Annotated in this window: 12 protein-coding genes and 2 pseudogenes; 2 read left to right on the top strand and 12 right to left on the bottom strand. The window is 44.1% G+C overall.

The annotated features are described in order from the left end of the window. Positions 1-107: 107 nt before the first annotated feature. The 9 genes from DFR26_RS10920 to DFR26_RS10880 all read right to left on the bottom strand — a co-directional run bounded on the left by DFR26_RS10920 (position 108) and on the right by DFR26_RS10880 (position 9,745). On the bottom strand, positions 108-2,990 hold the full coding sequence (locus DFR26_RS10920; protein WP_116209075.1) for a class I SAM-dependent DNA methyltransferase: 2,883 nt from the start codon (positions 2,988-2,990) through the stop codon (positions 108-110). Between the two features lie 124 nt (positions 2,991-3,114). Continuing rightward, positions 3,115-3,960 carry a hypothetical protein gene (locus DFR26_RS10915; RefSeq protein ID WP_116209072.1) on the bottom strand — a complete coding sequence of 282 codons (846 nt, stop codon included), beginning with the start codon at positions 3,958-3,960 and terminating at the stop codon, positions 3,115-3,117. A gap of 58 nt (positions 3,961-4,018) precedes the next feature. Beyond that, positions 4,019-4,861 (bottom strand): hypothetical protein, encoded by an 843-nt coding sequence (locus DFR26_RS10910; protein WP_116209069.1) that lies wholly within the window; start codon positions 4,859-4,861, stop codon positions 4,019-4,021. A gap of 78 nt (positions 4,862-4,939) precedes the next feature. After that, complete coding sequence (locus tag DFR26_RS10905; protein ID WP_116209067.1) at positions 4,940-5,935, bottom strand: DUF4062 domain-containing protein; 996 nt, start codon at positions 5,933-5,935, stop codon at positions 4,940-4,942. An 86-nt stretch (positions 5,936-6,021) separates the two neighbouring features. Next, the gene (locus tag DFR26_RS10900; RefSeq protein WP_116209065.1) at positions 6,022-6,276 is read right to left on the bottom strand and encodes a hypothetical protein; all 255 of its coding nucleotides are present in this window, start codon (positions 6,274-6,276) and stop codon (positions 6,022-6,024) included. A 90-nt stretch (positions 6,277-6,366) separates the two neighbouring features. Continuing rightward, positions 6,367-6,981: a hypothetical protein gene (locus DFR26_RS10895; RefSeq protein ID WP_147300299.1), complete on the bottom strand. Its 615-nt coding sequence runs from the start codon at positions 6,979-6,981 to the stop codon at positions 6,367-6,369. A gap of 91 nt (positions 6,982-7,072) precedes the next feature. Continuing rightward, positions 7,073-7,606, bottom strand: a complete 534-nt coding sequence (locus DFR26_RS10890; RefSeq protein ID WP_116209059.1) for a hypothetical protein — start codon at positions 7,604-7,606, stop codon at positions 7,073-7,075. Between the two features lie 139 nt (positions 7,607-7,745). Next, positions 7,746-9,095 carry a hypothetical protein gene (locus DFR26_RS11055; protein ID WP_147300298.1) on the bottom strand — a complete coding sequence of 450 codons (1,350 nt, stop codon included), beginning with the start codon at positions 9,093-9,095 and terminating at the stop codon, positions 7,746-7,748. An 89-nt stretch (positions 9,096-9,184) separates the two neighbouring features. Beyond that, complete coding sequence (locus tag DFR26_RS10880; RefSeq protein ID WP_116209055.1) at positions 9,185-9,745, bottom strand: hypothetical protein; 561 nt, start codon at positions 9,743-9,745, stop codon at positions 9,185-9,187. A gap of 210 nt (positions 9,746-9,955) precedes the next feature. Between DFR26_RS10880 and DFR26_RS10875 the strand changes: the two are divergent. Together DFR26_RS10875 and DFR26_RS11165 are read left to right on the top strand one after the other, a co-directional pair. Continuing rightward, a pseudogene (locus DFR26_RS10875) lies at positions 9,956-10,189 on the top strand (tyrosine-type recombinase/integrase); the annotation flags it as partial. A gap of 364 nt (positions 10,190-10,553) precedes the next feature. After that, a pseudogene (locus DFR26_RS11165) lies at positions 10,554-10,679 on the top strand (LexA family protein); the annotation flags it as partial. A gap of 743 nt (positions 10,680-11,422) precedes the next feature. On the opposite strand, the gene DFR26_RS10865 reads toward DFR26_RS11165, so the two are convergent. From DFR26_RS10865 to phnE, 3 genes are read right to left on the bottom strand one after another with little or no spacing between them, the layout of a single operon-like run. Beyond that, positions 11,423-12,280 (bottom strand): LysR family transcriptional regulator, encoded by an 858-nt coding sequence (locus DFR26_RS10865; protein WP_116209050.1) that lies wholly within the window; start codon positions 12,278-12,280, stop codon positions 11,423-11,425. After that, positions 12,277-13,284, bottom strand: a complete 1,008-nt coding sequence (locus DFR26_RS10860; RefSeq protein ID WP_044432324.1) for a phosphonate dehydrogenase — start codon at positions 13,282-13,284, stop codon at positions 12,277-12,279. The genes DFR26_RS10865 and DFR26_RS10860 overlap by 4 nt, the downstream gene beginning before the upstream one ends. A 29-nt stretch (positions 13,285-13,313) precedes the next feature. Further along, positions 13,314-14,111, bottom strand: a complete 798-nt coding sequence (phnE, locus tag DFR26_RS10855) for a phosphonate ABC transporter, permease protein PhnE (RefSeq protein WP_004757464.1) — start codon at positions 14,109-14,111, stop codon at positions 13,314-13,316. Positions 14,112-14,120: the final 9 nt, after the last annotated feature.

The following is a 14,120-nucleotide window of genomic DNA, read 5'->3' as shown; positions in this document are numbered from 1 at the left end:
GGAAAGCGGCATTGACCCGATTTACGATCAGCTACGCGGAAAGACTGCCACGGCAGTAACCGAAATCCCGGTTACACAAAATTCTGCACACCCTCGCACCTAACGCCTCAAACACCGGCAGCGTTTTTGCTATCCGTGTGCTTTGATTTGTTAGGAGATCTTGACCGTTTTGGCTTTATCGTATTCATTATTGGAGCTGTAATAGACTGATATTCTTTAAATAAGAACTCAACTTTTTCTCTTTCAGAATTAAATTTCGTGCTTCTATAACACTTGTCTACAGCTAAATCGAGTTCTTTGTGAGCCTTAAGAAGGTCGCCAGGCATATACATAGGATCATATATTGTTGCAAAACTTGCGATGCCACCAAGTAATTCTTTTCGTTTTTCCATTACTATTCGGGAAGCTTCGACTACTCGTTTTCTTTGGTTTTCTGTTATCTGATCAGGCCAAGGAAAGTTGTTATAAACAAGCTTTGCAGAATACCTATAATCTGATTTAAGTCGCCCACAAACTGCTCTTAACCAAGCCATATGCATCTCACTGGTTAGAATGCCAAATTCATACTCTCCTGCTTTCGGCAACATGAAAAGTTCAGTGCTTGCTATTACGGAAGAATCAAGGAAACCAATAGGGACATAGTCTCGATTTTCAGATGATGTTTTAGGTATGGCTAAGTACCTTGTATCAGGCTGCCTAATCTCCCCAAATATAGTGGGGTAGCTTGCTAACTCTCTGGTCTGAGACCTGCTACTGGAAAGTCTCTTTTCTTTTACAGATTTGATTCTCTCTCTAATTTCAATATTTCCTCTATATATAGATGGATTGATATCCTTTAACCAAAAGCAATACCTAGACCAGCCATTAATGAATTCATCAGAACCAACAAACTCCCTGATAAGGTTACTTATTCCTGGGTATTTTGTAACCAAGTCATCTTTTTCGTCTCTTGTTAAAATTAAGTTTCCACCATCGTTTGGCATGTTGCCAAATGAAAGTTCTGGAACATTAGATATTGGTTTAGAGCGATTTTCAAGCCAAATATCAGGGGCATCAACTAAGTAAGGGTTAATATTTTCAGCCTTAATTTCGATGGGATCAGATCTTATGTCAGAATATTCATAAATGAACTTTTCATCACGGTCAACTTTACTGAATCCTATAATTACAACATGAACATGTGCTTTTCCTTTAGCATCGCTTTGCCAGAGGAATGTCCTATGTGCGAAGTTTACCCTACATTTAAATTTACTATATAAAACTGACCATAAAATTCCAACTTGCTCACCCTGGCAAATTGAGTTTGTTGAAACAAAAGCACATTCAATAGGATGATCTCCAACATACTCTAAAGCTTTAAAGTACCAGGCTGTTACGTAATCAAGATTACCTAATCCTTTTATCTTGCCAAATACAGCTAACATTTCTTTTTTCTGTTCTTGGGACTGGTAGCGCTTTCCAACAAATGGAGGATTACCTAATATGTAAGAACATTTTGTAGCGGGTAACAATTCACTCCAGTTCACTTGAAGTGCATTACTACACATTATGTGTGGAGATTTATGCAGAGGAATCCTTTGATAGGTATTACCAGTGGCTAAAGATAGCGCAATATTCATTTGATGATCTGTTAACCAAAGAGCAGTCTCAGCTATTTTAGAGGGCCATTCGCCAATTTCTATACCATAAAACTGATCTACATCAACAAGAGAAAGCTTGCTCTGTTCGCCTAAATTTAGTTCTGCAGTATTTTCTTTGAATTGATAGATTTCGTTTAAAATATCGTGTTCTAAAATTCTTAATTCTCGGTATGCTATGACTAAAAAATTACCACACCCGCAGGCAGGATCAAGAAATACTAATTTAGATAGTTTTTTTTGAAATTCAAGAAGTCTATTATTTCTCCTTCCTGATCTGTCGCTCCTTATTCTGGAAAATTCCTCATGTAACTTATCAAGAAATAGAGGTTTTATTATTTTTAGAATATCTTTTTCAGATGTGTAGTGTGCACCAATTTCTCTACGGTCTTTAGAATCCATAATTCCTTGAAATAATGAACCAAAAATTGCCGGTGATATTTTTGACCAATCAAAAATGCAGGATTCTAAAACACTATCTCTCATTTCTCTCGAAAATCCGGCTGTTGGCAAATGATCTGAAAACAATCCACCATTAATATATGGGAAATCGGCTAAATCTTCTTCAAGGTAAGTTGAGCGCTCTTGATATGGCGTATTGAGTATCTCAAATAAAGTATTTAATTGACTCCCAAAGTCTGACCCATCAACTTTAGTATGATTTTCTATGTATAACTGAAATTGGCCTATTTCAAAAATCCCTGTATCTTCAGCAAATAGACAAAACAACATTCTCACTAACAATTGTTCTAAATTATGACCTTTGTAGTTCCCTTTCTCCACAGCATCGTGCAACTTGGTCATTAACTCGGCAGCTTCTATATTGGCCAGATCTTCTTCACGAAGCGTATGCGTTTTTTGACCAATAAGGAACGAGAAGTCTTTTATATGTTTATGGAAATCTTCTAACTTAAAAGCTATTGAATCATAGCGATCAGTGACTCCATTGACTAGATTTAATTCTAGTTGATTCTCTGGTTCTAGATCATATAAAACGAAATTCTGAAAATCACTCAACACTACATACCTAGGTATCTCATCAAACCTGCCTTCTGACGATAATTCCTGTATATAATTAAAGGCTTGTGATTTTGCTTTATCTAAAGAGCTTCCAAAGCTTTTGTGTTCCGCTAATAGTTTTCCTTTCCAAAAAAGATCAATTCTATGATAAGTATCCTTTAAGCTTTTTACTGGCGCTTCAAAAGATGCAACAGATCTCCTTTTAATTCCATATACGCCAAAAAACTCATTCCAAAAAGATTGAGCCTCGGCACGCTCATCTGTTGCGTCACTCCATTCTCGTGAAAATTGAATCGAGTTTTTTCTTATTTCGTTCCAAGATATTACTGACATTTAGATTCCTATTCTTGGCGCCTAACGCCTGAACTCAGCGGCGATTGATGCGGCGCCTGTTTTTTTTGCGAAAGCAAAAATGGGTGACGGGTCAAACGTCCGCTACAATGATTTGTTAGATTCGCTATACACCACGCTTCCTTCTAAATCTCCCGATAAAGTGCCAAATTACTGATGCGATAAGGGATGCCAGAACGCCAAGCGCTACACCAATCAGCCTTTCCCGCAAGACGTAGTTCTCATTATCGCGCCGATGTTGAGCGAACATTGCATCCACCAATTCTTGGTTGGCTTGAACGATGGGTTCAATTGCGGCCCTCTGCTCTTCCAAGTCACCAAGCAGATTCTGCGTTGCCTCCATCTCGTTCTTCTTGCTCGATATGAAATGTTCGAGGTCATTGAGGTTTTGCTGGGTAGTCTTGAGCAGAACGTACTGCTCGTTAAAGTCTTGTGCGCGAGGGAGCTGCTGGCCAAGCTTTTCTTGTGATGTGTAGATACCAAGACCAATGGCTGCTGAGGCCAATACCAGCGAAATTGCGGACGAGATTGTTGTGGTTCTTGCGTTTTTCCGATATTGGGTGATCCAGAAATCGACAAACTGTTCAGAAAACTTGTCGAAACGAAATTGAAGAAGCGGCTTAATTAGCTTTGCGACTTCTACCACGCCGTCATCCGGATTGGGCAAATGCTCGATGGAGAAGTGGCTATCGGTTATCTCCGCATTATTGGCGCTTTCATTTGTGCAATTGATTATGCCAGCTGGGTATTCCCACACCTCGAACTCAAGCTCAATTGCCTCTTTGCAATTGTGGCAGCAAGCATGAATTTCAGCGACATATTGAGTTTCCGCTCCCATCTGGCGTTCATCACTTGATTGAACCTCGAACTCAAAATCGTCAGCGTGCAAGAAATGCTTTGCACCGCAGTTGGAGCACTTATAGATTGCTTCCCCGTCAATGCCGTCAGACATAGATGTACTCCAAGCCTTTCAAGCGAATCTAACGTCTGAGTTCGGCTGCAACGATTTGTTAGGTTTCGGCTTTCTGGTCATGACCAATCTTCCTTAGGACGACATGAATGGTGGCTAGATAGAGGTAGAACATCCAGCTGAGCCACAAAGCCGCATCGTATCCAGTCTTCTGCTTCTCATTGTGATGCCGGATACCAAAGTTATTTGCGAGATTGAACAGGTCCTTCTCATCTTGATTCGTAAGAAGCTTCTTCACTTGTGGCCGAAGGTACTCCAACACATCAGCCAGGTCTCGAACAGCTTGCCGTCTGTCGTCGATTGTGGATCCATGCCTTCGGTAGCGCAGGACTGCGGAATCGATTCTATCTCTGATGCTCGAATCATCGGATGGAATGTCCGCCTCAAACATCTTTTCAAATCCGGCCTCCGGCGCTCTTAGCACCTCCCCTGATTCGGAAAGTACAAAGCGTCCGTTATAGTGGGAAAGAAGATCATTCATCCTCTCACGAAAAAACTGCTGACCCTCCCGTTTGCTGAATGTCTCCCAATGCATCCCACATCCGCTGTAGCTATGCACCTCTCCGTCCATTGGCTTCGATACATGCTGATACAGAAATTCCAACACATCGAATAGATCATCTTCGGTGTAGCTGGATGCGTGTTCGCTAATTGGCCAGAGATGCTTTTTTCTAATCTTCAGCAGCATTTGCAACGCCACATCACGAACGGAGCCGGAAATGTGGCCTTCATCAACGCAGTAGAAGCCGAATGCTTCATCGAAGAAGCCATCCTGCTGCAGCTGATCGAACACACGCTGGAATAGCTCAACCACATCGGCTAGCGGCAAGCCTTCTAGATTTGGGTTGGATCCCGTTCGTTGGGAAAAGTAAGTGTGGCTCACTCTGGCACCCGAAGCCTAACGCCCGCGTAATAGGCGCGAGCTTGCGAGCGTCCTAATTGACGCGTTTGTTAGGTGCATTCACTTTATCACTCTGCTTTCTATCATTAACTGCTTTCCTTTTTTAGTCAGCTGCCAAAACAAAGCCATGCCACCTTGGGTGGTTTTGTTATAAGACGTAGTGATTAAGCCATATGCTTCTAACTGTATCGTGACAGTCTTAAATTCCTGATCGTTAATACTTATAGTCGATCCGGACTTCCCCTCTCTTTCTAGCAAGCTAGCTGCTAATTTACTTTTAACAAGACCGTCATTCGGATTTTCTACTAGATAAGGAGATATAAGAGAAAACAAATCTCTCCATGTTATGGTAGAAGAAAATGAATATTTAGTGCTACTAGAAGAACCGTGTCGCCGAGTGTAGTACGAACCATTGATGGTGAATTCAGAATCGATATCTGCAATTCCCTTAATGTCGGCAGCTTGTTGGCTACCCAGTTCGTTTACTGTATTTTGAAGTTCAGCATTTTGCTTTCTTAGTTGATTAATATCAGAGAGGATATCTTCACTTGCTGCATGATTAGCCCTAACCCAACCAACGGCAGGGTACATTTTTATAGTTTTAGTTAGACTGAGTGCTACAAGGCCGGGAAGCTCAGATGCTGCTTGCCAAAACTTAACCAATCTCCCCGTCATGACTTTGTCTTTAAAGGCGAAGAGTTTTTCTCTAAGCTCTGGGTCCGTCTCTGACTTACCAAAAGGGATGTTGTATGGGGCACCATGAATCAGAGCAACAACTTTAAGGCCTTGCTCAACAGCATAATCGAACTCCTTTTCCGTATAGCTAATTCCGTCATCTGTTGTTGAGCCGTAACGCCCACCTATGACAAGTAAATAGTAGTCGCAATCGTCGATTACTTTTTTGATAAACTCCCATTGCTCTTCATCGGCAGCTGGAAATAACTCCATCCCTGCCGGAATACAGTCCATCTCCATAAGAGCTTGAATCACATGCTGCCTTTCATCTTTCAAATCAGCATATGTTGAGCTTACAAAAACTTGATATCTTTTATCCATGAGATCTCGTAGTTGATGGGTTCACCTAATGCATAACATGAGCAGCATGCCTTAAGCCAATAAGGCATGTCTGCTCAATGGAAAAGTTAGAGTGCACTTCCGCTCCTGCGAAGCACAGCCATGAGCCTTGGCCCATACCAAACAGCAAAAATCAGACCAATAAGCAGTGCAATACAGATTGCTATATTTTCCGAAATATCTGTCACAGATCGCAGCAATGCTGCTGTCATAAAGCCCCAAAAGCCCGCTGAGGCAAAAAGAATGCAGCCAAAAACCACCCATTTTCTCGTAATTTCATAAAAATTACGCTCGCTATATTTGTGGTTATCATTTTTATGCATTTCTTCAGTCTCGATTCTGCACACTAACGCCTGAGTTAAGCCGCGTCGCGGAGCGGCATCGGCTTGGATGAATTGTTAGGCGCGTACCGCCTACTTTGCGTTTCCACTGCCAACCTCCAGTAGCGCCGACGGTCCAGCGCGCCAAAGCGTTGCTTCTTTCGGAAACCACGGCTGCGCCTGCCAGATTGTAGCAACTTTGAGTTGTTCACTATCTGCTTCGCCAACTCGCGTAATTTTAAACGTAGCAATGCGCTTGGGCACGCCTTGAAAGTAGTCAAAGGCCAAGACATCCAACGACTGACCTACAATCGCGCCCTCGATCAGGACGAGCTGGAGCGGGATAGCATCTTGTTGTGGACCGGAACTAACGGTACCCGACACACTTCGACCCTGAACCAAAAGATCCAAATCGATTAAATCGCTTTGCCGGTACCGGGCATCGATCTCGCCTTCGTTTGTCCACTTTCCAGACCAGTCCTGATCTGTGTGATACCACGACGCAACCTTGTTGTAGGAGCGCGACAAAGAAGCTGGCAGGTGCTCCGCGTTTGATAGTGCAGTAGTTCCATTGAGCAGAAACCAGCTAACGATTACTGCACACACAGTTATCCAAGGCCACACCTTCCTGTACCAAGGTTTCGTAACGTCGTCTGGAGGCGTCACTTGAAGCTGTGGCTGATTCCGCTTTGACTTTTTCTTGGCCAACGACCCTTCCTTGATTAGCACCTAACGCAGAGCTTTGCAGCAACTTTGGAGCCGCGTAGCGGTGGAAAAATTGTCTGCCAACAGCGTATTGTTAGCTCTTGTACGGCCAGCCATATGTCTCGTCGAACCCTGAATTATTCCGAAGATCCGATATCAGATCTTCTACAAGCTCGTAGTCTGACGGATACACCAACTTCATTTTCCCACTTGCCTTCTCGTGCTCTGATTTTCTTAATGGCGCCTGATACTTAGATGCCCACTGCACGAAAATAGTGAGCCGCTCAAGAAGATCGCGTTGAGATTCCGTGAGATCCAGATCCAACTTCCGTGCAACATCTGAAAGGTCATGCGCAATTTTGTGGAAATGCTTCGGGTCCAACCGGTCTTTGGAAAGATCCGGCTTAGACTGGAATACAAAAGCACCTTTCAAGGCATTTTCAGCGGAGAGGCCAAGAAGTAGCATTGCTCCCTTCATTGCCCCTACTCGACGATAATTATCGTGCTCGCTCTGAATCGGTTCCCGATCCGAAAAAACTTCGTAGAGTGCCTTGGAAGCTTCATACATCTCCCACGATTGCCTAAACCAGCTCTCGGGCGTCGATACGCTTTCTTCGAACTCGATCATAGGCTCTCCTGGTTGTAGAGCTAACGCCAAGCTCACCGGCACATATTGTTGAGAGCGTTTTTGTGTAAAATGGAGCTACACGACATACACAAAACGAGCGTAGCAATATGTGTCCGCGTGCAGCTTTTTGTTAGGTGAGTTACAAGCAAGCCTCGGCAAACCTTTTAACCCATTCGTTACCGATAGAAAGTTCATCAAAAATATCGTCTGCTGTTAATTCATTTAGAGGAAGGTCTTTACACCCAAAAAGTCGGATGCTTGTGCAATCACCGAGATAAACCTCTGGCAGCTCCACCTTGTCATAGCTCGTATTGAAGCCAAACCTATTTAAAAGTGCGTAGTTGTTAAACCCAGCCTGCGCCATGAGGTTAAGCGAGTGAAATTTTCCATCCTTGAAATAAGCTGTAGTCAGCGCTTCTACATTTCCATTCTCTTCGTACTCTGCATACGTGATGCCAAATATTTCTAGCGTCTTCTTGAGGGCGCTCTCCAGTGAAGCTTGTGTATACTCTTGAGATTTAGGAAGAGCATGAACAATTATGTAAAATAGAATACCTCTATCGAAAAAATTTAAGCTAGCTTTAAACAACTCCACCAATTCTTCATTACCTGAAATTCCAATTGCTTCGTATGCACTGTTACTTTCAGCAATCCTGCCGAAAAGAGACTTTGGCATATTTAGGCACAGCCGGGCAATAGCTGAAGTTATAGAAAACGCTTCAATAACATCCTTAATGGAGTGAATATTCGCTACACAATGAACACAAGCAGAGTATTCGGTTATTTCTTTATTGTATAGATAGTCCAGGATTGATCTTTTATATGAAGCCAATTCTACTAACCGAAATTTATCATCACAGTGATTTAGAAGCTCTAACTTAGAAAATATCTCATGCTTCATTGCCGTTGCCTCAAGCAATGAAACCATTGATAGCGGCGATCTTACTAAATCATCACCATTCGAGTTTGAAAAGCGCATAAAAACCACAGCTCTATTTGTGAGCTGGCCATCACTCGAAAACAGCTTTCCTATAGATGCACGCCATTGCCAAGGACGGGAAGAGCCATCTCCTTCATATTTAAATGTGTAGTAATCTGGCAATCTTAAAGTGCGTACGTGGTCATAAAATTTCTTTGCATAATGGAAATTAATTTCTCGTTGTTCAATGCAAGTTTCGTAAGCAGAATTCATAAGGGATAAGTGATTTAACCCCCACAATGTAGATGTGCAATCAATGAAATGAGTGTATTCATGCACCACAAGGGGTACGATCTTTTCAAGATCATAATAGAGATTACTATCGATACGCTCACCTTTCTCTAGGCTAACGATTTTCGCTCCATGATTATTTCGCATGTTTTCGAAAGTTTGATAATCAACTGAATCCAAACATATGAGATTATTATAAAAGTCAAAGCTCCCCAGCGTATCTACCGGAGCGAACACGTTTGCCGACTTTAATTGATTTTTGAATTTGTTTAGAGGCAATTGAATTTACTCCTATCACCTAACGCCCGGCACACGTGCCGATTTGTAGCCGCGGAGCGGCGGAGAAGCAGTCACCGTGCTGCCGCTTGTTATGTGCTCTTAACTCGCAACCACAGCTTCTTTGATTTTTCCTGACGTTTAATCTTTCCGGTCTTAATAAGCTGGTTGAATGACGTAGTGAAATTAGATTGCGAGATATTTAACTTCTGTTGAAGTTGGATGGATGTGATTGGTTGAGACATCAGCTTGAGAATTTTTGCCTCAAGAGAAGTGTCAATTGTGACAACAACATTGCTGATTTGGGTTTCAATGGCGATATTTGGAGCGCTGGATTTTACACCTGCGAGTGAGCATTGAAACTCGAAAGCCTTCCAAAGATTTTGGTCTTTGGAGCAAAGATTAAACTCTATTGCCTTTTTCTCGGCTTTTGAGAGGTGAGCAAGGACATTAGATAGATGGGCGATTATGTAGAAGTCTGCTTGGTTTTGCCCCGACGGATATCCAGTTACACAGGTCAACAGGGCGTTGCTGCACGTAGACTTAAGGCTTTCTGAGTTTGTGAAGACAAATACTCTATCGAGGATGGAAATCGTTAGTTCATCAAGCATGCTGAGGCCGATGTTTTCAGCGTCGACGTAATAAATTTTCAAAGGCTACTCCATGCCAAATGAGTACATAACAGTTTATTAGTGAGTATGCGCATATTGCTAGGCACGGCATGCTTAATTTAATTGACCAACCATTAGAGTTAATTAGCATATTTCCTTACTCCTCCCCTTGCCTCTTCACAGAGAAGCGCGCATGCGTATTTTTGTATCACACACTGCGCTATCATCTATCTGCACCCGTCGGTTGCGCGTAAATCGCTGGCAAAAGCGGCGGCTATATCTGGCATGAATCATAGGCGCATTAATTGCCATACCTTTCGGCACAGCTTTGCCACGGAGTTACTTCGTGTTGGTCGTGATATTCGTACGGTGCAGGAGTTGCTAGGTCACTCAGATGTCAGCACGACGCAAATTTATACGCATGTAATTAGCCAACACTTTGCTGGAACGGCGAGCCCACTCGACTTTATAGGCAATAGCGCTTAAAACACGCTACCGCTCTCCCGAGGCGTGGCAATGCCGTAGCAGGATAGGTTTTTATTATAGTATCGCGGGTGAGTGAGCTAGCTACAGAGCTCTGCCAAGAGGTGGCGAGCTGGAATGCGCTATCGCGCTCCCTGCGATTGTAATGGATATACTTTTAGCAGATATCGCTTTAGCCTCGCAAGCCACGCAGATACACTAATCAAGTGAACAGTGTTTTAGGCAAGCCCTCGCCCGAGCAGCTACCATTTCCCTTACCCTTCTTCGATACGTCGATTCCGGCAGGTTTTCCGTCGCCTGCAGCTGACTACATTCAAAACACTATAGATCTGCATGAACGCCTAGTTCATCACCCTGCAGCTATTTTTTTGCCCGTGTGTCTGGTGACTCCATGATTGATACCGGCATTGTCGATGGCAGTATTTTGATAGTAGACGCATCACGACAACCTCAGTCCGATGACATCGTGGTGGCCACCATTGATGGCAAGTAAAGGGTGAAGCGTCTGAGATCAGTTGCTGGTCAGTTTGAGCTGCATGCTGAGAATGCACGCGTGAACTATCCAGCACTTTGCCCCAGTGAAGACCTGCAAATCTTTGGTGTGGTTACGAGTCACATCGTCGAGCATATTCGACTGCCCAATAAGTCAGCAACTAAGGCCAAGCCAAAGGCATAAGCTATGACCATCTATGCTCTGGTCGATGCCAATAATTCCGGGGCTTTACTAACAGTTAGATACGATTTTTTCTAGAGAATACAGGCGCTTAGGCTAGGTAACTTTTTTCACGTTTTTTTTGTTTTTGAGGTGGTGTCGACCACGTTAATCGGACTCTGCCCATCCGCTATACATGTGGCTCCAAGGATCAGGCATGGAGGGGCATGGCAGGACTCCACGCGGCAATCGAGTTTCTGGCTGGATAGTTGCACAGACTTGCCCGCCCGTTTGCATTCGACCTGACCAGTCTTTTGGGCCGGATTCGACCAGCACGCTTCTTGATCATGACCGGCAGAAGAGTGCCCAAAGCGGATGTTCGCAAAAAATAATCTTCTCTTGATACCGCAGATTAAAGTGGATGTTCGATATGGCCTTTTAAAGGTAGAAAACTTAGTATTTAGACGCCTACCTTCTAGAGAAATAACGCAAATGAATAAAATGCTACCATCAACTTAAAATCATGATATGTCACGGCAAACTTCACACTTTCTAACTGTTGGCATAAACAACATACCATCCATCTACTGAAGTAGAAATTTTTTGAAATGTGCCGATGGTGTATTTTCAAGCATATTGCCACGACAAATAACGTAAAGATTTTTGTAGGGGGTGATCCCTTCAATTTTAACGCTTCTTAGTCGACCACTCTCGCACTCATCGACCACAGACGAAGAGATCACCAATGAAATACCCAAGCCTGCCTGTACTGCCCGTTTAACCGCCTCTGTGCTTCCAAGCTGCATAGATACACCAATAGAATCTGCCACGCTTCCGAAATAATGCTGTAACAGACGCCCTGTGCCGCTACTTGTTTCTCCCCCCAGCAATTTCTCTCCCTTCAGCCAATCTAATGGAATACTCGCCAATTTGGCCCACGGATGCTCCACCGGCACAATCACAGCTAGTGCTTCACTTCGCCAAACGCATGCATCAAATCCCTCTCGTTGATCCCACCATTCCATAATGGCCACATCGACTTCAAAGTTTTCCAGTTTTTTCACAATGGTAAGATTATCGCCAATGACTACATCAAAATTGCAAGTTGCTGTTTTCTTGAACCGCCTCAAGTGCGGTGGCAATACATAGATGCCGATATTCGAGCTCGCGCCTATTACAAGACGATTTGTGTCGAATAATGCGCACGCTCTGGATCCGGTGCGCACTAGGTTTTCCGCATAAGGCAAAAACACTTTGCCTTCCTCTGTGAGCGTACTACCTGCGTTGTTTCGCACAATCAGATTGACACTCAGCGACTCTTCTAGGCGCCTAACATGCTGAGTCACAGCTGACTGTGAGAGCCCTGTGTGCTTGGCTGCTTCACGAAAGCCACCCCGATTCACGACAGCCAGAAAAGTAACTACGCGTTCAAGATTGATCAATTAACGCCTTCCAAAATTGGATTATTGATAGCATCGGATGGCCTTTGGCCGGTCAGTGCCTGTAAGATATTATTGGCTGCTAGTTGCTCGATTTCGAAACGCACGTCGTCGACCGCAGACCCCAAATGTGGGGTGAAAAATGTTTGCGCTGTATTGGTCAGTAACTCCTGCGGAATAGCTGTTGGCCTATCAACACGGATCCACTCTTCCAATTCGAAAACATCTGCCGCATAACCCGCCAATTTTCCAGATTCAAGTGCTTCGGCAACAGCTAATTCATCGACAACTGAACCACGACACGCATTGATCAAGTAGCTTCCTGTGCGCATTGTGCCAATTGTTTCTGCATTCAATAAGTGCAAAGTTTGCGGCGTCATTGGCAGCATAGGTACAACAAAGTCACTGCTACTTAATAATTCATCGAGACTCACCTGTCGTGCATTCCAGGCCTTTTCCTGCTCTTGATTCAAGGCGATGTCATCGCAATAAAGCACCCGCATATCAAAACTCGATAAGCGCTTCGCAATCGCTCGCCCGACCGCACCCATACCGATGATTCCGAGTGTGCGTCCTGTTAAACCCGTTCCGTATAGTTCCGGTCTCCACCCGTTAAATCCGTGAGTTCGGATACGGCGATCCCCCTCGGCCAGATGGCGAGTCAGGCCAAGAAGCAATCCAATTGTCAGCTCCGCCGTTGGGATGGTCAGAAGGTCCGGCACGATGCTGAACCAAATACCACGGCGGGTACAAGCATCGACATCAAAGTTGTCATAGCCTTTGAGTGCTGCACCTACAATCTTCAATTTAGGGCAGGACGCAAGAAAATCATCATCGATACTGTCAGGCATGAATACCATCAGTGCGTCAGCATCCTTTGCTCTCTCCAGCAATTCTGCGCGCGACATAGTATCGCGGGTCATGTTGGGAACGACATCCGCAACAGATTGTAAATAATCGATAATTTCAGGATGAACCCAGTGGGTAAGAACTATTTTTTGTTTCATGTGTATACCGGATTTTTTATATGGGTTAGCTACTTGAACTTGCGACGCAAGAATGAACTGAATGTATCAACTAGCGTCACCATCCCAAGAATGACCAGCAATATCGCGGATACTTCTTGGTATTGCATAAGACGCAGCGATCCTATCAACTCGAAACCTATACCGCCGGCACCGACCATTCCCATCACCGTTGAGGCGCGAAAATTGTATTCCCACCGATAAATCGCGGTGTCGGCCATTTGCGGTAATACTTGCGGAAAAATGCCATGAAATATCACTTGTAGCGGGCTGCAACCTGCGGCCTGCGCAGCTTCAACTGGTGCTTGATCTGTATGCTCAATCGCTTCCGCAAAAAACTTAGCGATCATGCCGATTGAGTGCAGGCCTAATGCCAACACACCCGGCAGTGCACCAAAGCCGACAGCTGCCACGAAAACTATACCCATAATAAGCTCAGGAACAGATCTCAACACATTTAACAGAGCACGCGCAGCCTGATAGACCGCTGGATGTGGACTGGTATTGCGTGCAGCCAAAATACCCAAGGGCACGGACAAAAGCACAGCGATGGCGGTTCCAGCAATACTCATGGCTAAGGTATCGAGCACTGGCTTGACCCATGCTCTCCACTCACTAAAGTTGGGAGGGAACATCTCACCAATGAGACTAACAAGACTTGGCACGCCTTCGCCTAAACGCTCACCATCAAATAGACCAACGTAATACCAACATCCGACGACAATAGCTAAAATCAATATCACATACCTAACTACTCGATTCCAGCTTTGGCGCTGCTCTGACAATATGGCTTCGAAGTTCGTATTCATTGTAGAGAC

Source organism: Paraperlucidibaca baekdonensis (genome assembly GCF_003387535.1).
GTDB classification, from domain to species: domain Bacteria; phylum Pseudomonadota; class Gammaproteobacteria; order Pseudomonadales; family Moraxellaceae; genus Perlucidibaca; species Perlucidibaca baekdonensis.
Note: the sequence above shows the minus strand (reverse complement) of the source record. Positions and strands in the feature narration are given on the sequence as shown.

What these genes read in the sequence shown, in the direction of transcription:
- DFR26_RS10920 (WP_116209075.1), bottom strand. Translation starts at nt 2,990, where the DNA reads ATGTCAGTAATATCTTGGAACGAAATAAGAAAAAACTCGATTCAATTT.
- DFR26_RS10915 (WP_116209072.1), bottom strand. Translation starts at nt 3,960, where the DNA reads ATGTCTGACGGCATTGACGGGGAAGCAATCTATAAGTGCTCCAACTGC.
- DFR26_RS10905 (WP_116209067.1), bottom strand. Translation starts at nt 5,935, where the DNA reads ATGGATAAAAGATATCAAGTTTTTGTAAGCTCAACATATGCTGATTTG.
- DFR26_RS10900 (WP_116209065.1), bottom strand. Translation starts at nt 6,276, where the DNA reads ATGCATAAAAATGATAACCACAAATATAGCGAGCGTAATTTTTATGAA.
- DFR26_RS10890 (WP_116209059.1), bottom strand. Translation starts at nt 7,606, where the DNA reads ATGATCGAGTTCGAAGAAAGCGTATCGACGCCCGAGAGCTGGTTTAGG.
- DFR26_RS10860 (WP_044432324.1), bottom strand. Translation starts at nt 13,284, where the DNA reads ATGAAACAAAAAATAGTTCTTACCCACTGGGTTCATCCTGAAATTATC.
- phnE (WP_004757464.1), bottom strand. Translation starts at nt 14,111, where the DNA reads ATGAATACGAACTTCGAAGCCATATTGTCAGAGCAGCGCCAAAGCTGG.